Annotated in this window: 21 protein-coding genes; 8 read left to right on the top strand and 13 right to left on the bottom strand. The window is 65.9% G+C overall.

The features are described from left to right. Positions 1–45: 45 nt before the first annotated feature. Positions 46–1,212: a galactokinase gene (galK, locus tag I2H31_RS08530; RefSeq protein WP_196292605.1), complete on the bottom strand. Its 1,167-nt coding sequence runs from the start codon at positions 1,210–1,212 to the stop codon at positions 46–48. Between the two features lie 198 nt (positions 1,213–1,410). On the opposite strand from galK, the gene I2H31_RS08525 reads away from it, so the two are divergent. After that, positions 1,411–4,005 (top strand): cellulase family glycosylhydrolase, encoded by a 2,595-nt coding sequence (locus I2H31_RS08525; RefSeq protein WP_196292604.1) that lies wholly within the window; start codon positions 1,411–1,413, stop codon positions 4,003–4,005. 286 nt (positions 4,006–4,291) lie between these two features. Here I2H31_RS08525 and I2H31_RS08520 read toward each other — a convergent pair whose 3' ends face one another. The 4 genes from I2H31_RS08520 to I2H31_RS08505 form a co-directional block, all read right to left on the bottom strand. Then, positions 4,292–4,507, bottom strand: coding sequence for a heavy-metal-associated domain-containing protein (locus I2H31_RS08520; RefSeq protein WP_196292603.1), 216 nt, complete (start codon positions 4,505–4,507; stop codon positions 4,292–4,294). 151 nt (positions 4,508–4,658) lie between these two features. Further along, complete coding sequence (locus I2H31_RS08515) at positions 4,659–4,883, bottom strand: heavy metal-binding domain-containing protein (RefSeq protein ID WP_196292602.1); 225 nt, start codon at positions 4,881–4,883, stop codon at positions 4,659–4,661. A 114-nt stretch (positions 4,884–4,997) separates the two neighbouring features. Next, on the bottom strand, positions 4,998–6,113 hold the full coding sequence (locus I2H31_RS08510) for a cytochrome-c peroxidase (RefSeq protein ID WP_196292601.1): 1,116 nt from the start codon (positions 6,111–6,113) through the stop codon (positions 4,998–5,000). 180 nt (positions 6,114–6,293) lie between these two features. Beyond that, positions 6,294–8,672: a PAS domain-containing sensor histidine kinase gene (locus I2H31_RS08505; protein WP_196292600.1), complete on the bottom strand. Its 2,379-nt coding sequence runs from the start codon at positions 8,670–8,672 to the stop codon at positions 6,294–6,296. A 122-nt stretch (positions 8,673–8,794) separates the two neighbouring features. Between I2H31_RS08505 and I2H31_RS08500 the strand changes: the two genes are divergently transcribed. Further along, a complete protein-coding gene (locus I2H31_RS08500; RefSeq protein ID WP_196292599.1) occupies positions 8,795–9,277 on the top strand; it encodes a hypothetical protein in 483 nt (160 codons plus the stop codon). A 279-nt stretch (positions 9,278–9,556) separates the two neighbouring features. Here the strand turns inward: I2H31_RS08500 and I2H31_RS08495 are convergent, their stop codons facing one another. Then, entirely contained in the window at positions 9,557–9,976 is a 420-nt protein-coding gene (locus I2H31_RS08495; RefSeq protein ID WP_196292598.1) for a hypothetical protein, read from the bottom strand. 72 nt (positions 9,977–10,048) lie between these two features. After that, positions 10,049–10,441 (bottom strand): endonuclease domain-containing protein, encoded by a 393-nt coding sequence (locus I2H31_RS08490; RefSeq protein ID WP_230687600.1) that lies wholly within the window; start codon positions 10,439–10,441, stop codon positions 10,049–10,051. Positions 10,442–10,797: 356 nt separating this feature from the next. On the opposite strand from I2H31_RS08490, the gene I2H31_RS08485 reads away from it, so the two are divergent. Further along, entirely contained in the window at positions 10,798–10,998 is a 201-nt protein-coding gene (locus I2H31_RS08485; protein ID WP_196292596.1) for a hypothetical protein, read from the top strand. 74 nt (positions 10,999–11,072) lie between these two features. Continuing rightward, positions 11,073–11,279, top strand: a complete 207-nt coding sequence (locus I2H31_RS08480) for a hypothetical protein (protein ID WP_196292595.1) — start codon at positions 11,073–11,075, stop codon at positions 11,277–11,279. Between the two features lie 26 nt (positions 11,280–11,305). On the opposite strand, the gene I2H31_RS08475 is transcribed toward I2H31_RS08480, so the two are convergent. Next, complete coding sequence (locus tag I2H31_RS08475; RefSeq protein WP_196292594.1) at positions 11,306–14,350, bottom strand: CheR family methyltransferase; 3,045 nt, start codon at positions 14,348–14,350, stop codon at positions 11,306–11,308. Positions 14,351–14,521: 171 nt separating this feature from the next. Here I2H31_RS08475 and I2H31_RS08470 point away from each other — a divergent pair, with 171 nt between their 5' ends. Beyond that, positions 14,522–15,547 carry a chemotaxis protein CheB gene (locus tag I2H31_RS08470; RefSeq protein WP_196292593.1) on the top strand — a complete coding sequence of 342 codons (1,026 nt, stop codon included), beginning with the start codon at positions 14,522–14,524 and terminating at the stop codon, positions 15,545–15,547. 139 nt (positions 15,548–15,686) lie between these two features. Here I2H31_RS08470 and I2H31_RS08465 read toward each other — a convergent pair whose 3' ends face one another. Together I2H31_RS08465 and I2H31_RS08460 are read right to left on the bottom strand one after the other, a co-directional pair. Then, a complete protein-coding gene (locus I2H31_RS08465; protein ID WP_196292592.1) occupies positions 15,687–15,953 on the bottom strand; it encodes an antitoxin VbhA family protein in 267 nt (88 codons plus the stop codon). Positions 15,954–16,002: 49 nt separating this feature from the next. Next, positions 16,003–16,365, bottom strand: coding sequence for an STAS domain-containing protein (locus tag I2H31_RS08460; RefSeq protein ID WP_196292591.1), 363 nt, complete (start codon positions 16,363–16,365; stop codon positions 16,003–16,005). Between the two features lie 362 nt (positions 16,366–16,727). Here I2H31_RS08460 and I2H31_RS08455 point away from each other — a divergent pair, with 362 nt between their 5' ends. Both I2H31_RS08455 and I2H31_RS08450 read left to right on the top strand, forming a co-directional pair. Next, positions 16,728–17,126, top strand: a complete 399-nt coding sequence (locus I2H31_RS08455) for a DoxX family protein (protein ID WP_196292590.1) — start codon at positions 16,728–16,730, stop codon at positions 17,124–17,126. 129 nt (positions 17,127–17,255) lie between these two features. Beyond that, positions 17,256–19,043, top strand: a complete 1,788-nt coding sequence (locus tag I2H31_RS08450) for an ABC transporter ATP-binding protein (protein ID WP_196292589.1) — start codon at positions 17,256–17,258, stop codon at positions 19,041–19,043. Positions 19,044–19,367: 324 nt separating this feature from the next. On the opposite strand, the gene I2H31_RS08445 is transcribed toward I2H31_RS08450, so the two are convergent. The 3 genes from I2H31_RS08445 to I2H31_RS08435 form a co-directional block, all read right to left on the bottom strand. Then, complete coding sequence (locus I2H31_RS08445; protein WP_196292588.1) at positions 19,368–21,434, bottom strand: IPT/TIG domain-containing protein; 2,067 nt, start codon at positions 21,432–21,434, stop codon at positions 19,368–19,370. Positions 21,435–21,526: 92 nt separating this feature from the next. Next, positions 21,527–22,357: a polyphosphate kinase 2 family protein gene (locus I2H31_RS08440; protein ID WP_196292587.1), complete on the bottom strand. Its 831-nt coding sequence runs from the start codon at positions 22,355–22,357 to the stop codon at positions 21,527–21,529. 80 nt (positions 22,358–22,437) lie between these two features. Beyond that, entirely contained in the window at positions 22,438–23,160 is a 723-nt protein-coding gene (locus I2H31_RS08435; RefSeq protein ID WP_196292586.1) for a VIT1/CCC1 transporter family protein, read from the bottom strand. Positions 23,161–23,274: 114 nt separating this feature from the next. Between I2H31_RS08435 and I2H31_RS08430 the strand changes: the two genes are divergently transcribed. Continuing rightward, entirely contained in the window at positions 23,275–23,961 is a 687-nt protein-coding gene (locus I2H31_RS08430) for a Dps family protein (RefSeq protein ID WP_196292585.1), read from the top strand. Positions 23,962–24,038: the final 77 nt, after the last annotated feature.

The raw sequence follows: 24,038 nt of genomic DNA, 5'->3' as shown, positions 1-24,038 counted from the left end.
TTTACTGTTGCGGGCAAGATGCTTCGCTGCGCTCTGCATGACGGCCTATTTGGCCACCACCCCCACCCCATCCACTATCGTCGTCTGGTAGGTTTCGAGCTTCAGGCCGAATTTCTCCTCATACGCCTTGCCCACACTTTCGATAAACGCGTCCACCTTGTCGGGCGCTACTAGGTTGATGGTGCAGCCGCCGAAGCCTCCCCCCATCATGCGGGCGCCGAACACGCCGGGCGCGGCCCGGGCGGCTTCCACCAGCACGTCCAGCTCGGCGCAGCTCACTTCGTAGTCGTCGCGCAGGCCGGCGTGGCTGCCATACATCTCCTGGCCAAAGGCGGCAAGGTCACCGTCGATTAGGTGCTGGCAGGCGGCCTCCACGCGGGTGTTTTCCTGCACCACGTAGGCACAACGGCGGTACACGGTGCCGCCCAGCTCGCTGCGGTGAGCTTCGAGCATTTCCATGGTAGCGTCGCGCAGGCTGACCACTTCGGGGTGGTGCTGCTGGAGCACGCTCACGCCGCGCTCGCACTCCTGGCGGCGGGTGTTGTATTCGGAGCTGGCCAGGCTGTGCTTCACGCCCGAATTGCAGAGCACGATGCGGCAGGCCTGGGTATCGAAGGGGAAATACTCGTATTCGAGCGAGCGGCAGTCGAGGCGCACCACGTGGGCGTCGCGCCCGAACAGGCTGGCAAACTGGTCCATGATGCCGCACATCACGCCGGCGTAGGTGTGCTCGGCCAGCTGCGCGATGCGGGCCAGCTCCATGGTTTCAAACCCGGCCCCGAGCAGGCGATTAAGAGCGAAAGCCAGGCCGCACTCGATGGCCGCCGACGACGACATGCCCGCCCCCAGTGGCACGGTGCCAGCAAACACGCAGTCGAACCCCGGCACGGCCACTCCGCGCTGCTGAAACTGCGCCGCCACGCCCAGCAGGTAGTTGGCCCAGTGCGTGTCGCTGGGACTGATTTCGGCGGCGTTGGCCAGCTCCAGGGTTTCGCCCAAGTCGTGGGCCACGAGGCGGATTTGCGCGCCCTGGTTCAGTCCCACGGCAAATACGGCTTCCTTGTCCACGGCCGCGGGCAGCACGAAGCCGCCGTTGTAGTCGGTGTGCTCGCCGATGAGGTTCACCCGGCCGGGCGCCCGCACCAGCAGCGGCTCATAACCAAAGTGTTGGTGAAAATTGGCCGCAACGGCTTGGGCGAGAGACGCAGACATGGAAAACGAGGTGGGGTGAACGGAAACGGGAAAACTTTTCCCGCGTACGCAATTTGGCCGGAAACGGCCAGCAAAATGCCTTGCGGGCCGAAAAGTAACACGCCCGCGTTGCAAATGCGCAAACGTTTGCCTGAGCCACCCCGCAGGCGTACTTTCGCGTACTCTCCTGCTCGACCTCTTCCCAATCCCACCCGCCCCATGTCGCAACGCCGGATGCTGCTGCTGAGTATCGTGTTTCTGCTGGCTGCGCTGGCGCCCGCCCGGGCCCAAAAAACGGCCAAGGAACCGCGCGGCGACGTGTTTGTGGACAACAACGGCGTGCTGCGCTGGCAGCAGGGCCGGCAGGAAGTGGCCTTGTTTGGGGTGAACTACACCGCGCCCTTTGCCTACTCCTACCGCGCGCTGCAGCGCCTGGGCGTGAGCCACGAGCAGGCCATCCGGCAGGACGTGTACCACCTGAGCCGCCTGGGCGTGGATGCCTTCCGGGTGCACGTCTGGGACGTGGAAATCACCGACACCACCGGCAACCTGCTGGAAAACGAGCACCTGCGCCTGCTCGATTTTCTGGTGAACGAGCTCAAGCAGCGCGGCATCCGCATCATCCTCACGCCCATTGCCTACTGGAACAACGGCTACCCCGAAAAGGATACCGGCACGGGCTTTTCGAGCATTTTCTCGAAGGGCGAAGCCTACACCAACCCGCGCGCCATTGCGGCCCAGGAGCGGTACCTCACGCAGTTTCTCAACCACCGCAACCCCTACACCCAAACGCTCAACCGCGAAGACCCCGACATTCTGGCCTTCGAGGTGTGCAACGAGCCGCGCTACCACCAACCCGAACGCGAAGTGACGAGCTTCGCCGACCGCATGGCCGCCGCCATCCGGGCCACGGGCTGCCGCAAGCCGGTGTTCTACAACGTATCGGAAAACCCGGACGTGTACCAGGCCGTGCTCAACGCCAAGGTCGACGGCCTCACGTTTCAGTGGTACCCGCAGGGCCTGGTGGCCAACCACGCGCTGCGCGGCAACTTTCTGCCTTACGTCGACCAGTACCCTATCCCCTACCGCACCGACCCGCGCTTCGCCCGCAAGGCCCGGATGGTGTACGAGTTTGAGTCGGCCGACATCATTCAGCCGGTGATGTACCCGTTTATGGCCCGCAGCTTCCGCGAGGCCGGCTTTCAGTGGGCCACGCAGTTTGCCTACGACCCGCTGCCCATTGCCTACGCCAACACCGAGTACCAGACCCACTATCTAAACCTGGCCTATACGCCGGCCAAGGCCATCAGCCTGCTCATCGCCGGCAAAGTGTTTCGCACTGTGAAGCGCGGGCAGCAGTTCGCGCGCTACCCGCAGGATTCCGTGTTTGGCGCCTTCCACGTGAGCTACCGCCAGCAGTTGAGCGAGATGAACACGCCGGAGGAATTCTACTACACCGCCAACACCAGCACCACGCCCAGGCAGGCCGCCCGGCTACGCCACGTGGCCGGCGTGGGCTCCTCGAAAGTGGTGCGCTACGGCGGGCTCGGCGCCTATTTCCTCGACCAGCTGGCGCCCGGCGTGTGGCGCCTGGAAGTGCTGCCCGACGCCGTGCCCATCCGCGACCCGTTTGAAAAGGCCTCGCTCAGCAAGCCCGTCACGCAAATTTCGTGGAACGAGCAACCGCTCACGCTGGCGCTGCCGGACCTCGGCCCCAGCTTTTCGCTGAAGCCGCTGAACGACGACAACTCCTTTGCGGCGCGCACCACCGACGGCCGCCTCACCGTGCGCCCCGGCGTGTACCTGCTGGCCGCCGCCGGCAAATCGACGGCCGCCTTCACGCCCCGCACCGCGTTTGGCCCCGGCGAATTGCGCGAATTCGCCGCGCCGAAAGGGTTTACCTTCCTGGAAGGTGCCCAGCAGCAGGCGCGCCACACGCCGCCCACGCAGGCCGCGGCGGGGCAGCCCTTGCGCCTGAGCGCCACCCTCAGCGGCGTGAGCCCGGGCGACAGCGTGCTGCTGGTGGCCCAGCACTACTACGGCCGCACCCGCACGCTGCCCACCAGCAGCCCCGCCTACGCCGCTTACGAAGCCACCGTGCCGGCCGAATTGCTCTACCCCGGCCAGCTTCGCTACTGGCTGGTGCTGAAAAAAGGCGGGCAAACCCTCACCTTTCCCGGCGGCTACAGCGGCCAGCCGCGCGACTGGGACTACGCCCACGCCGAGCACTGGGAAGTGCCCATTGTGGCCGCCGGCACGCAGCTGCCGCTGTTTCTGGCCAGCCGCGACCAAGAGCAAATTGAAGCGCGCGGCGTGGGCAATGACGCCTTGACCGACTACGTGACCACCCCGGCCGGTACGCTGGCCCTGCGCCTGGTGCAGGGCCCACCGCGCGCCGGCCAGCCCGCCGCCACCGGCCCGGCGGCCAGCCTGCGGGCCTATTTTGGCGACAAGCTGGCGGGCCGCCGGTCGGATTTGGCCGGCTTCACGGAAGTGGTGGTGCGGGCCCGCAGCAGCCAGCCCGGCGCCCGCGCCAAAGTGACCCTGACCACCAAAGACGCCGTGACGTATTCGGCCCCGCTGCCGCTGGACGCCGAGCTCCGGGACGTGCGCCTGCCGCTCAATGCCTTTCGCCCCGATGCCCTGCTGCTGATGCCCTGCCCCTACCCCGGCTTCAACCCCCTGACCTACCAGCCCGCCACGGCCCCAGCCTTCAAACTTGCCGAGGCGGAAGTAGTGCAGGTGGTGTGGGACGCGGCCCCGGTGACGGGCGCCCCGCTCAGCCTGGATATCGAATCGGTGAGCCTGCAGTAAAACAAACACCGAGAGACTGTTTTTTAACGAGATTATACAGTCGTTTGCATTGGGAATTTGTAGACGCTGTTCCACCCAAACCGGCTGTTGTATGTCCGGAAGGCTTGTTGCGCACCTGCACCCGATGATGAAACCTGTACTTTCTTTCCTGGTGCTTGGCTGGCTGGCCCTCTTTGGCCCGGCCTCCCGTGCGCACCCCCAGAAAGTGGCTCGGTAAGCTTCATAGCCTCCAATAAAAAAGGCGTTTCCGCATTGGAAACGCCTTTTTTATTGGAGGCTATGAAGCTTACCGAGCCAGCGGCTGAATCTCAAATCCGGCTGATTCTACGGCTTTCACTACCTGGCTGGCGGTGGCCTGCGGGGCCGTCACAGTCAGGATTTTGTCGGCGTTGGCCGTGTCGACCTGCCAGTTATTGGCGCCGACTTGCTGGTTGAGGGCGGGCGTGACGGCTTTGATGCAATTGCCGCAATTGATGTTGGTTTTGAAACGAAGGGATTCCATGGCGAAAGAAGGTTAGGTACCGCCCGCGGCCGTGCGGCCGGCGCGCTGCCACAACGGCTGGCAGCTTCCCAAAATTACCCACCGCCGAAACTTCGGGCGCATAAAATTGCCGCCAAAACCTGCAAGATTCTGCCGTTGGCGTGGGCGTGGCTTAGGACTTCTTTTCCAGTTCCATGCCGCAGGTGGGGCACTTGCCGGGCTTGGTGCTCTGGCTGCCGGCGCAGCCCATGGGGCACTCGTAGCGGGCCTCGGCGGCGGGTGCGGTGGCAGGTGCGGCGGGCTTGGTGGCCGCGGAGGGCTTGCGGCTTTCGCAGCCGCTCAGCAGCGTGGCGGCCGAAAGGCCCAGAATGAGGGTGGCGCGAAGTGGCAGGAGCATAAGGCGATAAAAGTTGTAGAGCCGGCAGCAGCATTGCCAGAGGTGGCCCTAAACCACAAATTTACGGCACAGCGCGGCTTGCGGCCCGCCGCTCTCCTGGGTGCCGCCAACCGGCTAGGGCCTGGCGAAACGCGGGTCCTTGATGAAGGTGGAATCGGTGAGGGTGCGCAGGAAGGCGATGATTTTCGTTTTCTCGGCGGCCGTCAGGCCCAGCGACCCGCCGCCGCTGAGGTTGCTGGCGGCCGGAATCTGCGGGTCGATGTTGGGACTGTTGGGGGCAATGTGCTCGTTGTAATGGCTCAGCACATCTTCCAGCGAAGCAAAGCGGCCGTCGTGCATGTAGGGCGCCGTGAGGGCAATGTTGCGCAGCGACGGCACGCGGAACTTGCCGTTGTCGGTGGCCAGGCCGGTGATGGCGCCCAGGCCCAGGTCGGTCAGCGTGGCGTCGAGGCCGTTGTTGCTGAAAGTGAAGTTGGTTTGCAGCGGCACGGAGTGGCAGTCGCCGCAGTTGCCGCCGCGCACCCGCAGCGCCACGGGCCCGGTATTGACGGGGTGCGTGTTAAAGAGCCGCATGCCCTCGGCTTCATCGGGCGTGAGGGCCGTGCGGTCGCCTTTCAGGTACCGGTCGTAGCGCGAGTTGCTCGACACCAGCGTGCGCTCGAACTGGGCCAGGGCCTTGAGCACGTTGGCCTCGGTGATGGTGCTGCTGCCGAAGGCCTTGCGGAACATAGCCGGGTAGTTGTCGGTGGCCTGCAGGTGGGTCACGCCCACGGCCAGGCTCTGGTGCATTTCCAGCGGGTTTTCGATGGGAATGCGGGCCTGGTTTTCGAGGCCGGTGGCGGCGCCGTCCCAGGTCAGCTTGGGCTCCCAGGCCAGGTTGTTGAGGGCCATGGCGCTGCGCACGGTCTTGGTGGCGTTCACGCCCACGGAGTGGGCCAGGCCGTCGGTGAAGGCCCGCGCCTGCTGGTGACAGGTAGCACAGGCCACCTGGCTGTTCAACGACAGCGCTTTTTCATAGAACAGGTGCCGGCCCAGGGCCACGCCTTCCTGCGTGAGGGGGTTATCAGCCGGGTCGGCGGGCCGGGTGGGGAAGTAGTCGGGCACGGGGTCGAGCACGTAGGCCGTGGGCGGCACCACGGGGCCTTCCGGGTCGGGGGTGTCGGCGTCGTGCTTGCAGCCGGCCAGGCCTAACATCAGCAACGCAACTCCGGCTATCAACGTAGATTTCATGGCAAATACGGGTCGGCTTGGTTCTCGTAAAGTTAACGCTTGTGGCTCATCAACAGGCTCCAAACGTACAACGGCCGCCGCGAATAGGTTCGCCGGCGTCGCCCGGGGCCGGATTTTCGTCGCCGAAAGGCACCGCCGCGGGGCCACGGCTAGTCCCACAAAAACCCAACCGAACCTAACTCACACGCGCAGCTCGAAGCTGATGATGGTGCCCCGGCCTAGCCGCGACTTGATGAAGAGCTCGCCCCCAAGCAGAGCTACGCGGTTGCGCGCGCCCGACAGGCCGATGCCCGTGAGCGGCTGCGTGGCCAGGGTGGCCGGGTCGAACCCGCAGCCGTTGTCCTCCACGCTCACTTCGAGGTGGCCGTTTTCGTGTACCACGTGCATTTCAACCTCGGTGGCCCGGGCGTGCTTCATCACGTTGTTGAGGAGTTCCTGCGCCACCCGATACACCGCAATTTCGACCGGCGCCGGCAGGCGCTGCTCCAGGCCCAGCAGGTGCAGGCGCACGGGCAGGCCGGCGGGCGCCATGCGCTTCACCAGGGTTTCGAGGGCGGTGCGCAGGCCGAAGTCTTCGAGGACGCCGGGCGTGAGCTCGAAGGAAATAGTGCGCGTGGCCCGAATGGCGTCGTCGAGCAGCTTGAGTGCGTCCCGCGGCGAAACCAGCCGGTTGGCGCGGTTTTCCAGGCTGAGCTTGGTGGCGTAGAGCAGCTGGCCCAGGCCGTTGTGCAGGCCTTCGGCAATGCGCTTGCGCTCGGTTTCCTGGGTGGCCAGGATGGCGGCCAGCACTTCCTGCTGCTGGCGCAGGCGCAGCTGGGTGGCTTCTTCGGCCAGGCGGTCGCGCTCGGCCACGTCGCGGATGATGGCCAGCACGCCGCTGGGCTCGGGGTTGCCGTCGTCTTGCAGCGGGATGAGGTAGGCGTCGTACTGGCCGGGCCGCACCACAAAAGGCTGGGCCGGGCAGGTCACCCGCTCGCCGGCCAGGGCCTGCGCCACGCCCGTGTGGGCCTTGTCGTTCATGAAGGGCAGCACCTCAAACAGCGGCCGGCCCAGCACGGCGGCGGCTTCCTGGCCGAAGTGGCGGGTGGCCTCGGCGTTCCAAGCCGTGATGCGGGTTTCGCGGTCCAGGGCGATGATGCCGTCGATGGAGTTGTCGAGCAGGCTTTCGGTGAATTCCTTCTCGCGGCGCAGGGCATTTTCGGCCTCGCGGCGGGGCGTCACGTCGCGCATGATGCCGATGAGGCGCAGCGGCTGGCCGTGCTCGTCGTACACCACCTTGCCCAGCGCGGCCACGTAGCGCACGCCCCCGTCGGACCACACAATGCGGTGCTCCAAATCGAAAGGCGTGTGCCCGGCGAGGGCGCGCTTGAGGCCGGCGGCCACGCCCAGCAGGTCGTCGGGGTGCACGGCGCCGCGCAGCACCTCAAACGACACCGGCTCGGGGTTGTAGTCCAGCCCGAAAATGGCCTGGGCGCGGGCGTCCCAGTACAGCTCGTGGCCGGCCAGCTCCCACACCCACACGCCGCTTTCGGAGGCGGCCAGGGCCATTTGCAGGCGCTCCTGGCTGAGGCGCAGCTCTTCCTGGGCGGCGCGGGCGCGGGTCACGTCGCGCCACAAGATGTGCACCAGCGGCTGCGGGCCGCCCATTTCGATGGGCGTGAGCACGGCTTCGACCCACATTTCCTCGCCCGTGTTTTTCAGCATCATAGCATCGCAGCGCTGCGAGCCCGTGCGTAGCGCCGCTTCGGTGGTGTCGCGAAACAGGTCGATGGTGCGGCGGCCGTCGGGCTGGTACTCGGGGGCGTGGGCCCAGGCGGCTTTGCCCACGATGTCGGCCTTGGAGCGGGCGCCCAGCAGGCGCACGGCGGCCTCGTTGCAGTCCACAAACTGGTGGCCCTGCAGCAGCACCACGGCGTCGTTGCTGTCGGCGAAGAGCCGGCGAAAGCGGGCCTCGCTGGCGGCCAGGGCGTCGGCGGCCACGCGGCGGGCCGTGTTGTCGAGCACGGCCAGGCGGCACTGCGGCCCGTCGGGGCCGGGGGCGCGCAGGCCTTCGAGCTGGGCGTAGAAAGGCGTACCGTCTTCGCGCTGCAAGCTGAACTCGCCGCTTTGGGTGCCGTCGCTGGTCAGCACTTTGGCCAGAAACTGGCCGAACGCCAGGCGGTCGGGCGGGGCCACAAACAGGGCAAAGCGCCGCCCCGTCAGCCGCTGGCGCACGGTGCCCAGCTGCTGGCTGGCGCAGAGGTTGAGCTGGGTGACAGCGCCCAGGTGGTTGAGGGTGAAGTAGCCCACCGGGGCAAAATCGTAGAGGTCGATGAACTCGGCGCGGGCCTCCTGGGCCTCGGCCTGGGCCAGCAGCAGCTCTTCGTACTGCATTTCGAGCTCTATCTGGTGCACTTGCAGCTCCTGCAGCAGCCGCTGCACTTCTTCGGGCGAGTGCTGCTCGCCGGCCTGCGTCACCAGGTGGCGGCGCTGCTCGGCGCGGGCGCGCAGGGCCAGCAGGGCCGCGTGGGGGTCGTCGGGGCCGGAAGCCTGGGGAGCAGAGGAGTCGGCGGGAAACATGGGCGCGCGGAGAAGTCGTCGGGGGAAGATACGCAAACCCAACGGGTACGGCTTAAAAACCACTACCTTCCGCCCGCCGAGTGGCGCCGCTTACCTAAACCCTACCCCAAAGCTTTTTTCTTATGCCCAACGAGTTCCACACCGACATTCCCGCCGCCGTTTTGGCGTCGGTTCAGGCCAAGCTCGACGCCATCAAGGCCGAGCTGGGCCCCTACCTGCTGTCGCTCACGCCCGAGGAGCGCAAAACCATGCTGCGCATGGCCGACAAGACGGTGGCCTTCGTGAGCAAAACCGCCGACTACGCCACCAACAACCCCGCCTTTGTGCCCGGCTTCGTGGACCTGGCCGAGCTGAAGCAGGACGTGGCCGGCATGACCGCCCTCACGTCCCTGCGCCAGCAGTTCGAGCAGCTGGCCCTCGACCTCGACTCCACGGTGATGGTGGCCGGCTCCGAAGCCTACGGCAACTCTCTTACGGTGTATGGCAACGTGAAGTACCTGGCCAAGAACAAGCAGCCCGGCGCCCAGGCCGCCTACGAGGACCTGAGCCAGCGCTTCCCCGGCCATGCCAACGCCGGCCGCAAGGCCAAGGCCGCCCAGCCCTAAGCTCCCACCCGCCGGGGCCCACCCCGAATTCGAGCCAAAGAAGCCCGATTTTGAAGCCGCGAGCCTCGAAATCGGGCTTCTTTGGCTCGAATTCGGTCCTCTTTAGTCCGAAATCGCGGGTCCGACCCTCGATTTCGGGCCGGCTTGGCTCGATTTCGGGCCGCGTTGGCCCGAAATCGGGGGTCAGACCCAGGAAATCGGTCCACTGTGGGTCGAAATCGGGGGTCGGACCCTCGATTTCGGGGGTCCGACCCCCGATTAAATCCGGCTGGGGCGCCCTTACGCCAGCTGCCCCAGCAGCCAAGCCACGGCGGCGCCCTCGTCCGTAAAAGTACGGAGGTCGAAGGGGTGGCCGGGGACGTAGGCGGCCTCCATCACGGCGCGCAGCGCCGGGTCGAGGCGCAGGTTTTCGGCGCGCACGGGGGCCACCAGGAAGGCCAGGCGCAGGCGGGCGGGGCGCAGCGCGGCGGCGGCGCGGGGCAGCCAGTCCTGCGTCACCCAGCGGGCCGACTCCAGGGTGATGAGCGGGCGGCGGCGCACGTCGAGCAGCCAGTGCGGGGTGCCCAGGGCTTCGGGGGCTTGCAGCAGGGCGTCGTACTCGGCCTGGGTGGTGGCGGCCAGGGTCAGGCTCTGCCAGCGGGCGGTGAAGAGGTCGAGGTCGGGGCGGTAGGCAAACTGGACGGACGGAACGGCGGGCATGGTGCGCAGCGGTGGAGGATTGCCAAAGCTACTACGGCGGGACGGTCCGGCGGGGGCCTCACGCCACCAGCTTCACCCTATCAGTGCCCCTTTTATGGCATCCAGCACGGCGTCTAACTCTTCCAGCACTTGCTCATTCGAGAAACGCAGCACCCGAAAGCCCATTTCCGCCAGCAGAGCGGAGCGGCCGGCGTCGTAGTCGCGCTGCTCGGGGCTGAGGTGCACGTCGCCGTCGGTTTCCACCACCAGTTTAGTATCGATGCAGACAAAATCCACGATGTAACGGTCAATGGGGTGCTGGCGGCGGAACTTGGCGCCTACTTTTCCGCCGCGCAGGGCCTGCCAGAGGACATTTTCGGCTTCGGTGGGCTCGCGGCGCATGGCGCTGGCCCGGCCCTTTAAGTTGAGTTTGCCATACAAGCGTTTGTCGGCGCTAAGGATATAGTCTTCTCGGTGGTGGTCCATGCGGTGAATGTACTGATGAAGAGTTTGTGCTAGCATTGGGCCTCCCGTGCTTGGTCGTTCTGATGTGGGGCCTCACCCCCCGGCCCCCTCTCCCCAGGGAGAGGGGGTGCCACGGCGGCGCAGGCGTTTTTCAGGTAGACAATTTGGGATATGAGAATGGACAAGCAAAAACGTTGACTGGCTCCCCCTCTCCCTGGGGAGAGGGGGCCGGGGGGTGAGGCCCCCGCCAGCCCGGCGCCCCCAACATTCGGTATTTACCCGCGCCCCAAAATCCGTATTCGCCCCTTGCCTGGCGGGCAGGCGCCGCCGGAAATTTGCACTACGCTTCGATTCCTTTTCACCCAAGCTCATCTACCGTGGCTTACGACCCTCGTTTCGGGCCCAGCGCCCAGACGCCGGAGCAGCGCGCCAACGTGCTGCGGCAGCTCCAGCTCACCCACCCCAAGCTCAAGACGCAGGCCACGGCCTACGCCCGGCAGCTCTACGCCCGCTACGTGGCCGGCGAGTTGAGCTGGCCCGACGTGCGCCGCGCCCTTGATGCCAACCCGGCAACTTAATCCTTCCACTGTCAGTTAGTAAGCTGTTGTCTGGTTCTGCTGGGGCTTCACCCGCCAGCACCGGATAGTCCTTCATGCGTATTCCTGCTTTCTACTCGCCCCTGCGCGGCATCGCCCTCGACGACGTGTGGCACGACAACGACGAATGCACCGTGGCCCGCAGCGTGGCCCCCGCTGACCGGCGGCCCGGCAAAGGCCCCTCCGGCAAGCGCTGCCCCTACTGCGCCCTGCTCGACCGCGCCGGGGCCACGTTCCAGCGCCCGCCCAGGCAGCCCCGGTAGCCGCCTGGGGTTTCTAGTTCTAGTTTCTATTCCTCGCGCACTTCGCGCACGCCCAGCAGCAGCGGGCCTGTGGGGGCGCCCTGGCTCACCAGGCTGCGGCCGTAGAGCTGCAGCGTGCGCCGGCCCAGCGCCGGAAAGTCGGCCGTGAAGGCAAAGTCCTCGAAGGGCTCGGCCGGGTGGGCCAGGGCGTCTTCCAGGCGCTGGCGCAGGGCCGGCTGCTGCCACACGCCACCGTCGAGCTCGCGCAGGGGCAGGCCCTTCACCCGGGCCGCGTCCAGGCCAAACAGCTCGGCAAAGGCCTGGCTCACGGCCAGCACCTGCTGCCAGGGGCCCAGCACGAGCAGGGGCTCGCGCATGGTTTCCACAATGCTTTCGGCGAAGCGGGTGCTTTCCTGGAGCTGGGCTTCGAGGCGCTTGAGGCCGGTGATGTCGGTGAAGGTGATGACGGCCCCGCTGATGTAGTTGTCGAGGGTGCGGTAGGGCAGGATGCGCATGGCGTACCACTCGCCGCGGGTGGTCTGGATGTTGGCCTCCACCACCACGAGGCGGTCGAGCACCTGCTGCACGTCCTGGGCCAGGGTTTCGTGGCGCAGGGTGTTGGCAAAGTGCGTGATGGGGCGGCCCACGTCGGCGGGCAGCAGGGGCACAATGCGGTGCACCGGCGGCGTGAAGCGCTTTATCACCATGTCGTTGTCGAGGAAGATGGTGGCAATTTCCGTGGCGTCGAGCAGGTTCTTCATGTCGTTGGCGGCCTGGCTCAGCTCCTCGGTTTTGCTGAGGTACTGCATGTTGAGGGTCATCAGCTCCTCGTTCAGGCTCTGCATCTCCTCCTTGTTGGTCATGGCCTCCTCATTGGTGCTTTGCAGCTCCTCGTTGGCGCTTTGCAGCTCCTCGTTGGTGCTCTTGAGCTCCTCCACGCTGCTTTCCATCTCCTCGATGGTGGTTTGGAGGCGGTGCTTGGTGTATTGCAGCTCCCGCTCCAGGGCCTGCACCTGGGCTTCGTGGCCGGGGTCGGCGGCTAGGCGGGCCTTGCCGGTGCGCACCTTGGCGGGCGTGGGCTGCTCCTCAAACACCACCAGCAACAGGCCGGCCAGCTGCTCGTTTTCTTCCAGGGGCTTCACCGTCACGCGCACCAGCTGCACGCCGCCGTCCTGGCGCAGCTTCACGTTGTCGGTCACCACGGCCTCGCGGGTGGTGGCGGCCCGGTGCACGGCGCTGCTCAGCTCGTAGTTGAGCTCCTCGCGGGCCATGTCGAAGAGGTTCAGGCCCCCCAGGCCGGGGGCGGGCTCCAGGTAGCGGCCGGTGCGGCCGTTCACGTACAGGATTTCGCCCTTGGCGTTGATGACCACCGCGGGCGGCGTGTATTGGCGCAGCAGCAGGCGCTGCACCAGGGTGGCAAAGGTGCCTTCCTTGCGAACGGAATCGGGGCTCATGGGGCCGGTAGTGGATGTGGGCGCGGAGGCGGTGGGCTGCCGGACCAGGTTGAAGGGAAACGCCGCGAGGCGCGTGACGGAAGCCGGCGTGTCGGTGCGCCGCGAAATCTTCCACTTCACGTCCAGGCTCTGAAACAAATCCTGGAAGCCGGTGAGGTTTTCGCTGGGCCCCAAAAACAAGAGGCCGCCGGGGTTGAGGGCGTAGTGAAATACCGGAATGAGGTTGCGCTGCAGCTCGGCGCTCAGATAAATGAGCAGGTTGCGGCACACCAGCAGGTCGAGCTTGGTGAAGGGCGCATCCTTGTTGAGGTCGTGCACGGCAAACACCACCACGTCGCGCACTTCCTTCTTGATGCGGTAGCCGCCCTCGGTTTTGGTGAAGAAGCGGCGCAGGCGCTCGGGGCTCACATCGGCCACGATGTTGTCGGTGTACAAGCCGCTGCGGGCGAAGTCGATGCCGTCGGGGTTGATGTCGGTGGCAAAAATCTGGAGCCGGAGGTATTTGCCGGGGTCCACGCCGTCGAGGCATTCGAGCAGCGTCATGGCCAGCGAGTAGGCCTCCTCGCCGGTGGAGCAGCCCGGCGCCCAGGCCCGCACGGTGCTGTCGGCGGGTTTCTGGCGCAGCAGCGGCAGCAGCCGGCCCTTGAGGTGCTCGTAGGCCTCGCGGTCGCGGAAAAACTTGGTCACCCCAATCAGCAGCTCCTTGAACAGGGCTTCCACCTCGGCCGGGTTTTCCTGCAAAAACCGCACGTAGTGCGTGAATTCCTTAATCTGGTGCGCGTTCATGCGCCGCTCAATGCGCCGGAACACCGTGTTGCGCTTGTAGAACGAGAAGTCGTGCCCGGTCTGGGCCCGGATGAGCAGGAAGATTTTCTGCAGCGCGTGGGCCGGCTTGCTGGTGCTTTCGGGCTCCTTGAGGCGGGGGCGGCGGTCGGGGTGGCGCACGTACTGCAGCAGCTTGGCGGGCAGCTGCTCGGCGGGCAGCACGTAGTCCACAAACTCGGTGGCCAGGGCCGAGCGCGGCATGGCGTCGTACTCGGCGGTGGCGGGGTCCTGCACCATCACCATCCCAAAGTTTTCCATCACCATTTTCAGGCCCAGGGTGCCGTCGGTGCCCAGGCCCGAGCACACCACGCACACGGCGCGCTCGCGCGCATCCTTGGCCAGGCTCTGGAAAAAGAAGTCGATGGGCAGGCGGCGGCCCGGCGGCTGGGTGGGCGCAAACAGCAGCAGCGTGCCGTGCAGGATGCTCATGTCGCGGTCGGGCGGGATGACGTAGACGTGGTTGGGGCGCACGCGCAGGCCGTCTTCGGCCTCCAGCACCGGCATTTTGGTGAACCGCTGCAGCACGCCCACCAGCATCGAGTCCTGGTCGGGCGCCAGGTGCGTCACCACCACGAAGGCCATGCCGCTATCGGCGGGCATGGCCAGAAAGAAATGCTCAAACGCGGCCAGCGAACCCGCCGAGCCGCCCAGCCCCACCAGCGGAAACTTGTCGGCGGCGGCTTCGTCGAGGCGGCCGGCCTCGCGCAGCAGCGTGGGCGTGAGGGGCTCGTCGGCGTCGCGGGGCAAATCCTTCAGCGGGGTGAGCACCACGCCGGGCTCGTCGGTGGCAGGTTCTAGGTCGTTGGGAGTCATCAGGGCAGGGAAAAGGCCGCAAAACAAGCAAGCAAACCGGCCGCCGAAACCAAAACGACGCGCGGGAATGCAGTTCAACCGCCTGCAACAAATTTACCGGAAAAACCCGCCAATGATGCCCCATTTGCTTACCATTGGCGTAGATACTCACAGTCCTTTCCATTCCGCTCAATGCCCGCTCCTTCCCATCTGATTGTTGTCGGCACCAGCGCCGGCGGCATGCCCGCGCTGGTGCAGCTCGTGGCCCAGCTGCCAGCCACCCTCACGGCCGCCGTGCTGGTGGTGCAGCACTTCGCGCCCGACTCCGACGGCCAGCACCTCGTCGACCGCCTGGCCCGCCACACCGCCATGCCCTGCCGCCTGCCCGTGCACGGCGAATCCATCGAGGCCGGCACCCTGTACCTGGCCCCGCCCGACCGCCACCTGCTGGCCAAAGACGGCGGCACCCCGCACCTGCTCGTGACCAAGGGCCCGCGCGAAAACCACTACCGCCCGGCGGCCGATGCCCTGTTCCGCTCCGCGGCCGTGGCCTTTGGGGCCAACGTGGTGGGCGTCATCCTCACCGGCATGCTGCACGACGGCACCGCCGGCCTCGAATTCATCAAGCGCTGCGGCGGCATCGCCATCGTGCAGGACCCGCACGAAGCCGAGTACCCCAGCATGCCCGAAACCGCCCTGCGCAACGTGGACGTGGACTACGTGGTGCCGCTGAACCAAATGGGCGCGCTGCTCGAAGAAATCACCGCCCGCAAAGTATCCGAGCGCAAAGCAGAAGTACCGGAAGACCTAAAACAGGAGGCCGCCATTGCGGAAAGAGTCGTGGGAACCACCGAAGAAGTACTCAAAATAGCGCACCCCGTGCCCCTCACCTGCCCCGACTGCGGCGGCAGCCTGTTTGAGGTGGAGCACGGCAAGCTGCTGCGCTACCGCTGCCACACGGGCCACGCCTTCACGGCCGACGGCCTGCTCCACAGCGCCCAGCAAACCCTGGAAGAAACCCTCTGGGTGGCCCTGCGCATGATGGAGGAGCGCAAAAACCTGCTCAGCAGCATGGCCACCCGCGGCGTGGGCCCCTACTCGGTGCAGCAGGAAGAGCGCATCGAGGAAATCAAAAAGCACATCAACCGCCTGCGCGAGTTCCTGCTCAACGGCAGCGCCGGCGGCAGCGGCTCCACGGTGGTCACGCCGGAGGATTAAGCCGCGAAAAATCGTCGCGCATTCGGGCCGTCATGTCGAGCTTGCCGAGACATCTCGCCGCGGAAAACTGATTACTTCAGCACGCGAGATGTCTCGGCAAGCTCGACATGACCTTTCTTTCTGTGGCACCGCGCCCGAACTATATAATGTTCCGCCGGTTCAGAAACTGCCGGTAGCTCTGGTGCTCCTGGGCCATTTGCTCGCGCACCTGCGCAATGGCCTGGGCCAGCGTGATTTCGCCGCGCACGTAGCGCTGGAAGAAAGCCACGGTTTCGGCGTTGGCCACGCTGCCGGTGAGGGCCTGAAGTTCGAGGGTGTTGCGTGCCGTGAGCTGGCGGCGCTGCCAGTGAGCGCGCTGGTCGGCGGGCAGGCCGTCCGGAACGGGCGCGAAAGCAAAGGGTAGCATGAGGCGGCAATAAGTGAGTAGCCTATCTGGTCGCAGAGCGGGGGTGAAATCAGACCGCGCGGTGCTGGGCCTGGGTGGCCTGCTGCCGGGCCGCGTCGAGGAGGGTGGGCACCATGCAGGGGGCCGGGCCCAGCTCGCGCTGGAGCAGGTCTTTTTTCACGCGCTCGGGCACGTGCACCAGCACCAGCTGGGCGTGCTTTTCCTCCAGCTGGTGGTGGGCGCCCCACAGCAGCCCGGCGGCCTCGTCGGAAAGCGAGTGCAGCATGCCGCAATCAACCCACACGGCGGGTTTGCCGCTGCGCTGGGCGCAGTGCAGCGAGTGCGCCAGGGCCGCTTCGGGCTCGTCGGCGCGGCTGGGCGCGAGGATGAGCAAGTAGCTGTCGGGCAGTAATTCGTGATAAACGACGGTCATAGCGGAAAGGAATAGGTGAGCGGATAAAGGGGGAGCCGGCCGCGGAGCGCCCAGACTGCGCCGAGTAGAGGGCGGCCGCTATTGGCTTTACAAATTTACCCTCGGCTATATTCTAAATATTCGGGGAAAGTACGGGTTCTTTCTGGGGAAAATACTGAAACTGACACTAGGATAAATCCCAATTTTCGGGCTTCTCCTGCCCCGCCGGCACCCTTTGCGGTAGCCGGCGGCAGAGGTTTTTTTATTATAGAGGAAATAAAATATTAGCGTCCGGCTTGCGTCAGCATTGCCAGCCGCGCGGCAGCCGGTACTTTGGGCGCGCCAACCGGCATCGTATTTTCTCACTTTCCCCCTTTTACCTTATGAGTCCTTCTGTACGCAACGTCATTGCCTGGATTTTGCAGGCGCTGCTGGCGGCCATGTTCATTTTCTCTGGCTTCAACAAGCTGAGCCACGGCCCGGAAACCGCCAAAATGTTTGGCAGCATGGGCTTCCCGGAGTGGTTTGCCTATCTCATCGGCGGGGCCGAGCTGCTGGGCGGCATCGGGCTGCTGGTGCCGCGCACGGTGCGCCCGGCGGCGCTGGGCCTCATCGTCATCATGATTGGGGCGGTGTGGGTGCACGCCACCAAAATTCCGGGCGGCCTGCTGCCGGCCACCACCGACAAAGGCTTTCAGCCCAACGGCATGCCGGCGATGGTGCTCTTGGTGCTGCTGGTGGTGGTGTACCTGCTGCGCCGGCCAGTGGCCCGTCTGGCGTAGCGCGGTTGTTTGTTGCCCTACCGGTTTCGGGCCCGGCGCCGCGCGGTGCCGGGCCCGAACCATTATGGCTCCCACGGGTTAGCTTACTTCTCCGGCGGCTGGTGCCGCCTTCTCGCTCTCGCTTGCTTCATGAAAATACTCTATAGCTACCTGCGCAACTACTGGCCGCTGCTGGTGCTGGCCCTGGTGCTGGCCGCCGTCAACCAAGTGTTCTCGCTGCTCGACCCCTACTTTTTCCGCCAGCTGGTGGACCATTTCACGGCCAAGTACCCCGATGTGGCGGGGGTGCGGCTGGTGTCCTTCTGGCCGTTCTTCTGGGAGGCCATCCCGCTGGTGGGCCTCATGCTAGGCGTGGCCATGGTGTCGCGCATCGCCAAAAACTTTCAGGACTATTACGTCAACGTCATTACCCAGCGGCTGGGGGCCAGGATGTACTCCGACGGCCTGCGTCATTCGCTGGAGCTGCCCTACCAGGTGTTCGAGGACCAACGCTCGGGCGAGACGCTGGGCAAGCTGCAGAAGGTGCGCATCGACGTAGAGAAACTGATTCAGAGTTTTGTGAACGTGGTTTTTACCGCGCTGGTGGGCATCACGTTCGTCATGTGGTACGCCATCACGGTGTACTGGCCCATTGCCCTGGGCTACTTTCTCACCATTCCGCTGCTGGGCATTCTGAGCTTCTTTTTGAGCAAGCGCATCAAGGTCATCCAGAAAACCATTGTGGCCGAAACCACGGCGCTGGCCGGCTCCACCACCGAAAGCCTGCGCAACATCGAGCTGATTAAGAGCCTGGGCCTGGCCCAGCAGGAAACCGAGCGCCTGAACGGCACCACCGCCAAAATCCTGAAGCTGGAGCTGCGCAAGGTGCGCTACCTGCGCTCGCTGAGCTTCGTGCAGGGCACGTTCGTGAACCTGCTGCGCAACATCATCATCATGCTGCTCCTGTACCTGCGGGTGCAAAACCACATTAGCCTGGGCGAGTTTTTCTCGTTCTTCATCTACTCGTTCTCCATCTTCGGGCCGCTGCAGGAGCTGGGCGCCATCATCGGCATCTACCGCGAAACGGAGATTTCGCTGGGCAACTTCCAGACCATCCTCGACACGCCGAAGGACGTGAAGCCGGCCCACCCCAAGTCGGTGGCCCACATCGACAACCTGGCCTTCGACCACGTCAGCTTCAAGCACCTCACGGCCAATAATAACGCCCTGACCAATATTTCCTTCAGCACCAAGCTCGGCGAAACCATTGCCTTTGTGGGTCCCTCGGGCTCGGGCAAAACCACCCTGGTGAAGCTGCTGGTGGGCCTCTACCCGCCCCTCTCGGGCCAGATTCGCTACAACGGCATCCCCGGCTCGGAAATCGACCTGGATGAATTGCGCGAGCAAATCGGCTTCGTGACCCAGGACACGCAGCTATTCAGCGGCACCATTCGGGAGAACCTGCGCTTCGTGGCGCCCAACGCGACGGACGAGGAATGCCTGCACGCCCTGCGCCAGGCCGCGGCCGATACGCTGCTGGCCCGCGCCCCGCAGGGCCTCGACAGCGTGATTGGCGAGGGCGGCGTGAAGGTTTCGGGCGGCGAAAAGCAGCGCCTCAGCATCGCGCGCGCCCTGCTGCGCAAGCCCACCCTCATGGTGTTCGACGAAGCCACCTCGGCCCTGGACTCGCTCACGGAAGAGGAAATCGGCAAGACCGTGCGGGAGCTCTCGGGCTCGCGCCAGCACATGACCATCCTCATTGCCCACCGCCTGAGCACCATCCTGCACGCCGACCGCATCTTCGTGCTCGAACGCGGCCACATTGCCGAGCAGGGCGCCCACGAGGAGCTTGTGGCGCAAAAAGGCCTCTACTACGCCATGTGGCGCCAGCAAATTGGCGAGCGCAAGGAAACCCTGGCCGAAGCCGTAGCCGGCTAAAGCGCCCGGCCCCAAACCCCTCCCGCCTCGGCGGGGCGGGTTTCGGAACTACCGAAAGTGGCTCGCACTTCGCGTCGAGTCACTTCCGGCACATCCGAAAGTCCACCGTACCGAAGTACGAGGCGTTTCCGGTAGTTCCAAAAGCCTATTGTACCGAAGTGCGGAGCATTTCACGAGTATCCGGAAGCCCACCGTACCGAGGTACAGTGCCCTTCCGGAACTGCAAAAGCCCGGCGTACCGAGGTACGATGCCCTTCCGGTACTTCTGGAAACGCATCGTACCTCGGTATGCCGGGCTTTTGGGTTGGACGGCGACCCAGGCCGCTACAGCTTTTGCAGGCGGGCGCGGCGCGTAGTGGCCCCGTCGGTCCACTCCACTTGGTAGAGGCCGGCGGGCAGGGCGCCTACGTCGAGGTCGTTGGGGCCGGGCGTGAGGGCGAAGCGGGCAACTTCGCGCCCGGCCAGGTCGTAGCACCGCAGCTGGCCGGCGCGGGCGGGGCCGCCCACCTGCAGGCGGCCGGCTACCGGGTTGGGGTACAAGCTCAGGCCGTCTTCCGCGCCCGACACGGCGGCCAGGGGCGAGTAGGCGGTGGTACCGTCCTGGTCTACCTGGCGCAGGCGGTAGTAGCGGGTGCCGGCCAGCGGGCGCGGGTCGTGGGCCTGGTAGGTGTGGGCGCGGGCGGACGTGCCAGCGGCGGGCTCGCGCCCGATTTCCTGCCACGCGGCCGCGCCGGCCTCCTGGCTTTCGAGGGCGAAATACGCGCTGTGGTGCTCCGCCGCCGTGGCCCAGTCCAGCTGGGTGCCGCGCCCGGCCTGGTAGCGGGCGCTGAAGGCCGTGAGCTCCACGGGCAGCGAGCCCAGGCAGCCGGCGGGCACGGCGGTGGCCACGGGCCCGGGGTCGCCGCAGGGGTTGGTGAGGCTGTAGGTGAAAACGTCAGCGGCCCCGGCCACGTCGGACGCGGTGCTCAGCGTGCGCCGGGTTTGGCTGTTGGTGAGGGAAAAGTGCATCACCGCCGTGGGGTCGATGATGTGCGTGAGCTGGGTGCCGTGGCCCTGCTCGTGCAGCGCCACGCTCTCGAAATCGTATTGCGCCGTGCCGGGCGCGGCCGGGCCAAACTGCCAGGTGGTGCCGGCCGAGGGCGTGGGCGTGAAGACGTAGTCGGTTTCATCGAGCGAAAACTGCACCACCCCGTCCCCGTCGAAGCACCCCGAAAAATAGGACCGGGTGACGCCCAGCACCCCCGCGCTCAAGGTGCCGAAGCTGACTTCGTTCACGCCGTTGGTGGGCGTGGCCTCGGTGCTCACCGGGCTCCCCACCACACGGCGCAGGCGGCTGGCGCAGCTCCAGGTGGCCAGGGCCCGCTCGAAGGCCGCGGCCGCGCCGGTCACGGTCACGAAGCTGGGACTGTACTGCAGGGTGTAGCCGCCGGCGCCGTCGTCGTTCACCAGCCGGGGGCGGCCGGGGGTGCTGCTGCCGCCCGGCAGCACGTTGCTCAGCGCGTACACCACCACGAGGGCCGACGGGCTGCTGCCCGTTTCGTTGGCCGCGTTCACCACCCGAAACACGCCCGTGCCCGCCGTCCGCCCGTTGGCAATTACCACCGAAGGCACCCGCACCTCAATCCGGGTATCGGTCCACGAGACGTAGTCGGTGGGGTTGGCGCTGGCCAAGCTGCTGCCGCCGTCGTTGGCGTTTGGGAAATCGACGTGCCCGCTGCCCTGGGTGGCGCCAAAGTTGGCCCCGTCGATGGTGAGCACCGCGCCGCTGCCCGCCGCCACGCTGGCCGGCGCAAACCCCGTGATGACGGGCTGCGCCACCGGCCGGGCCGCGGCCTGCGCCCGGCCCAGGGCGGCATTGGGCTGCACCACCCGGCGCGGCTGGCCCGTCAGGGCCTCCACGGCGGGGTACAGCGCGCCCGCAATGGACGGGTATTGTCGAAAAGGCTCGGTGGCCGAGCGGGCGGTGAGGTCGTAGCTCACCAGGCCTTGCGGGCCGGCCACTAGGCGGTAGGTGCCGGGCTGCGCCGGGTTGGGCTCCAGCAGAAACAGGCCCTGCTGGCCGGGCGCCAGGGCCACGCCGGGGCTCACCACCTCGCGCCGCAGGCCCACGGTGCCGCCCGCTTCGGCCAGCTGCAGCGCGGCCGGCTCCTTGCCCCGAAACACGGCGTACACGGTGAGTTGGCTGAGGGTGTAAATGTGGCTGTCCTCGCTCCGAACGGCCTGCTGCGCGCCCACGCCGGCCTCCACGATGAGCGGCGCGGCCGCCACGCGTTCGGCCAGCGGCACCGGCACCAGCAGGCAGCTTTCCTGGGCCCGGGCCGAAACCAGGGCCCCCAACCACAGCAAGCCCACCACTACTCCACGGGCGCAATTCTTGTAAACCTTCGTCATCGCAATCAATTTAGGCGGCTGCCGCGAGGGTAGCCAGCTGAACAAACCGCAAAAGTCCGCTCAAATTCCTAAACCAACGGCCCCGGCCGGGGCTATTTCACCACCATTTTCTTCGGGTCGAAATCGACCTTGGGAGGTTGCGGGTTCATGGCTTCCAGGGCCGCCACCACGATTTCCGACATGGCCAGGTCGCGGGCCCACTTGTGGTTGGCCGGTATCACAAACCACGGCGCTTCCTTGGACGAGCAGTGGCGCAGGGCGTCTTCGTAGGCCTGCTGGTAGTCGTCCCAATAAGCCCGCTCCTTGAGGTCATTGGGGTCGAACTTCCAGTTTTTGGCCGGGTCGTCCAGCCGGGCCTGCAGGCGCCCGGCCTGCTCTTCTTTCGAGATGTGCAGGAAAAACTTGAGGATGACGGTGCCGTTGCGGGTCAGCAGCTGCTCGAAGTGGTTGATGTCCTCGTAGTGCTCCTGGCAGGTCTTTTCGTCAATCATGCCGTGCACGCGGGTGATGAGCACGTCTTCGTAGTGCGAGCGGTTGAACACGCCGATGTGCCCTTTCTTGGGTGCCTGGGCATGAATGCGCCACAGGAAATCGTGCTTCAGCTCCTCGGTGGTGGGCGCTTTGAACGTGGCCACCTGCACGCCGGCCGGGTTCACGCCCGTGAGCAGGTTCTCGATGGCGCCGTCTTTGCCGCCGGTGTCCATGGCTTGCAGCACGATGAGCAGGCTGCGCGAATGCTCGGCGTAGAGCAGCTCCTGTAATTCGCTCAGGCGCTGGCGCAGGGCCTGCAGGCGGGGCAGCACGTCCTCGCGCTCGTCGGGGTGGTGCTCGAAGGGGGCGGTGTCGTCTGGGTCGACCTCCGACAAACGAAACGACTTGTTCTTGACGAAAACGGCGGGCGTTTTGGGTAGCTTGAAATCCATAGGTTGTAGGAACGCGCCACGGCGCGTTCGGTTGTTGTAAACAGTTGAACAGCCATTGCTGAACGCGCCGTGGCGCGTTCCTACCGGCTCACGGCCCGCGCAATGCCAAACGCCGCGGCCGCCGCCAACGCCCCCACCACCGCCATTTTAATCGCGCCCGCCACGGCCGGCTGGCCCGTCATCCGGCTTTTGAAAAACCCGAACACCAGCAAACACACCAGCGTGATGGCCGCCGACCACCCCAGCCCCTGCGCCGGAGTGGCCGTGAAAAAGTAGGCGCTGAGCGGAATCAGCCCGCCCGCGGCGTACGAGAGGCTGATGGTGGCCGCGCTTTTGGGCGCCTGCCGGGGGTCGGGCTCTTCCAAGCCCAGCTCGTACTTCATCATGAACTTCACCCACTGCTCGGGGTCGGCGGTGAGCTCGGCCACGGCGCGGGCGCGGGTGTCGGCGGAGAGGCCCATTTCGGCCAGCAGCTCGTCGACTTCGGCGCGCTCCACGTCGGGCACCTCGCGCACTTCGCGGCGCTCGCGGGCCCCTTCGGCTTGGTAATGCTCCACCTCGGTGCGGCCGGCCAGGTAGCCGCCCAGCCCCATGGCAATGCTGCCGGCCACGATTTCGGCCAGCCCCGCCGTTATCACCAAGCCCGAGGAAACCACGGCGCCGCTCAGCCCAGCGGCCAGGGCAAAGGGTACGGTGAGGCCGTCGGACAGGCCAATCACCACGTCCTGCAGCATGGCGGAGCTGGTGAGGTGGTGCTCGGGGTGCAGCACGAAGCGGGGTTCGGTGGCGGCGGGGTCGTTCATGGCGCAAAATCGGGCCGCCGGGCTTAACCCGGCAGGGTGCTTTACGTACGCAGGAATAGTTTTTTTGACGCCGGAAGCCTCCGGTTTTCTTTCACCTCACTTGCCCTTTCCCTTATGGCATCATCCGCCAAAACCGCCGCGCCCAAAGCCACGGCTGCTAAACAGTCGGCCCCGGCCGCCGGCAAAAACGCTGGCAGCAACACCGGCAAAGGCGCCGGCAGCAACGCCGCCGTCGACATCCAGCCCGTGCTCAACCAGCAAAACAACGCCCCCGCGCCCACCCAGCGCTACGGCACCGTGAGCCAGCGCCTGCCCATTGGCCTCGACGAGCAGACCCGCCAGCAAAGCGTCACCGGCCTCAACCAATTGCTGGCCGACACCATCACGCTGCGCGACATGTATAAAAAACACCACTGGCAGGTGGTGGGCCCCACTTTCTACCAGCTGCATTTGCTCTACGACAAGCATTATGAAGAGCAGTCCACGCTGGTAGATGCCATTGCCGAGCGCATCCAGATTCTGGGCGGCGTGGCCGTGGCCATGGCCCACGACGTGGCCGAGCTCAGCAGCATTCCGCGCGTGCCGCGCGACCGTGAGGAGGCTCCCGTGCAGGTGTCGCGCCTGCTCGACGCCCACCAGCGTCTCCTCAAAAACTGCCACGACTACGCCGACAAAGCCGACGAGTCCGGCGACGACGGCACCAACGACCTCATCGTGAGCCAGCTCATCCGCACCAACGAAATGCAGGTGTGGTTCGTGTCGGAGCACGTGGTCGACTCGCCGCTCATTCAGGCCGAATAGGCTCACCGTTTTAGGTTGCAAAAAAGGCTGCCGCAACACATGCGGCAGCCTTTTTTGCGTTTCTACTGCTGATGCAT

It is taken from the genome of Hymenobacter ruricola (genome assembly GCF_015694525.1).
Lineage (GTDB): Bacteria > Bacteroidota > Bacteroidia > Cytophagales > Hymenobacteraceae > Hymenobacter > Hymenobacter ruricola.
This window is presented reverse-complemented; position numbering and strand designations above follow the sequence as displayed.

Coding starts and splice junctions, on each gene's coding strand:
- galK (WP_196292605.1), bottom strand. CDS start 1,212: ATGTCTGCGTCTCTCGCCCAAGCCGTTGCGGCCAATTTTCACCAACAC.
- I2H31_RS08525 (WP_196292604.1), top strand. CDS start 1,411: ATGTCGCAACGCCGGATGCTGCTGCTGAGTATCGTGTTTCTGCTGGCT.
- I2H31_RS08520 (WP_196292603.1), bottom strand. CDS start 4,507: ATGGAATCCCTTCGTTTCAAAACCAACATCAATTGCGGCAATTGCATC.
- I2H31_RS08515 (WP_196292602.1), bottom strand. CDS start 4,883: ATGCTCCTGCCACTTCGCGCCACCCTCATTCTGGGCCTTTCGGCCGCC.
- I2H31_RS08510 (WP_196292601.1), bottom strand. CDS start 6,113: ATGAAATCTACGTTGATAGCCGGAGTTGCGTTGCTGATGTTAGGCCTG.
- I2H31_RS08505 (WP_196292600.1), bottom strand. CDS start 8,672: ATGTTTCCCGCCGACTCCTCTGCTCCCCAGGCTTCCGGCCCCGACGAC.
- I2H31_RS08500 (WP_196292599.1), top strand. CDS start 8,795: ATGCCCAACGAGTTCCACACCGACATTCCCGCCGCCGTTTTGGCGTCG.
- I2H31_RS08495 (WP_196292598.1), bottom strand. CDS start 9,976: ATGCCCGCCGTTCCGTCCGTCCAGTTTGCCTACCGCCCCGACCTCGAC.
- I2H31_RS08490 (WP_230687600.1), bottom strand. CDS start 10,441: ATGGACCACCACCGAGAAGACTATATCCTTAGCGCCGACAAACGCTTG.
- I2H31_RS08480 (WP_196292595.1), top strand. CDS start 11,073: ATGCGTATTCCTGCTTTCTACTCGCCCCTGCGCGGCATCGCCCTCGAC.
- I2H31_RS08475 (WP_196292594.1), bottom strand. CDS start 14,350: ATGACTCCCAACGACCTAGAACCTGCCACCGACGAGCCCGGCGTGGTG.
- I2H31_RS08470 (WP_196292593.1), top strand. CDS start 14,522: ATGCCCGCTCCTTCCCATCTGATTGTTGTCGGCACCAGCGCCGGCGGC.
- I2H31_RS08465 (WP_196292592.1), bottom strand. CDS start 15,953: ATGCTACCCTTTGCTTTCGCGCCCGTTCCGGACGGCCTGCCCGCCGAC.
- I2H31_RS08460 (WP_196292591.1), bottom strand. CDS start 16,365: ATGACCGTCGTTTATCACGAATTACTGCCCGACAGCTACTTGCTCATC.
- I2H31_RS08455 (WP_196292590.1), top strand. CDS start 16,728: ATGAGTCCTTCTGTACGCAACGTCATTGCCTGGATTTTGCAGGCGCTG.
- I2H31_RS08450 (WP_196292589.1), top strand. CDS start 17,256: ATGAAAATACTCTATAGCTACCTGCGCAACTACTGGCCGCTGCTGGTG.
- I2H31_RS08445 (WP_196292588.1), bottom strand. CDS start 21,434: ATGACGAAGGTTTACAAGAATTGCGCCCGTGGAGTAGTGGTGGGCTTG.
- I2H31_RS08440 (WP_196292587.1), bottom strand. CDS start 22,357: ATGGATTTCAAGCTACCCAAAACGCCCGCCGTTTTCGTCAAGAACAAG.
- I2H31_RS08435 (WP_196292586.1), bottom strand. CDS start 23,160: ATGAACGACCCCGCCGCCACCGAACCCCGCTTCGTGCTGCACCCCGAG.
- I2H31_RS08430 (WP_196292585.1), top strand. CDS start 23,275: ATGGCATCATCCGCCAAAACCGCCGCGCCCAAAGCCACGGCTGCTAAA.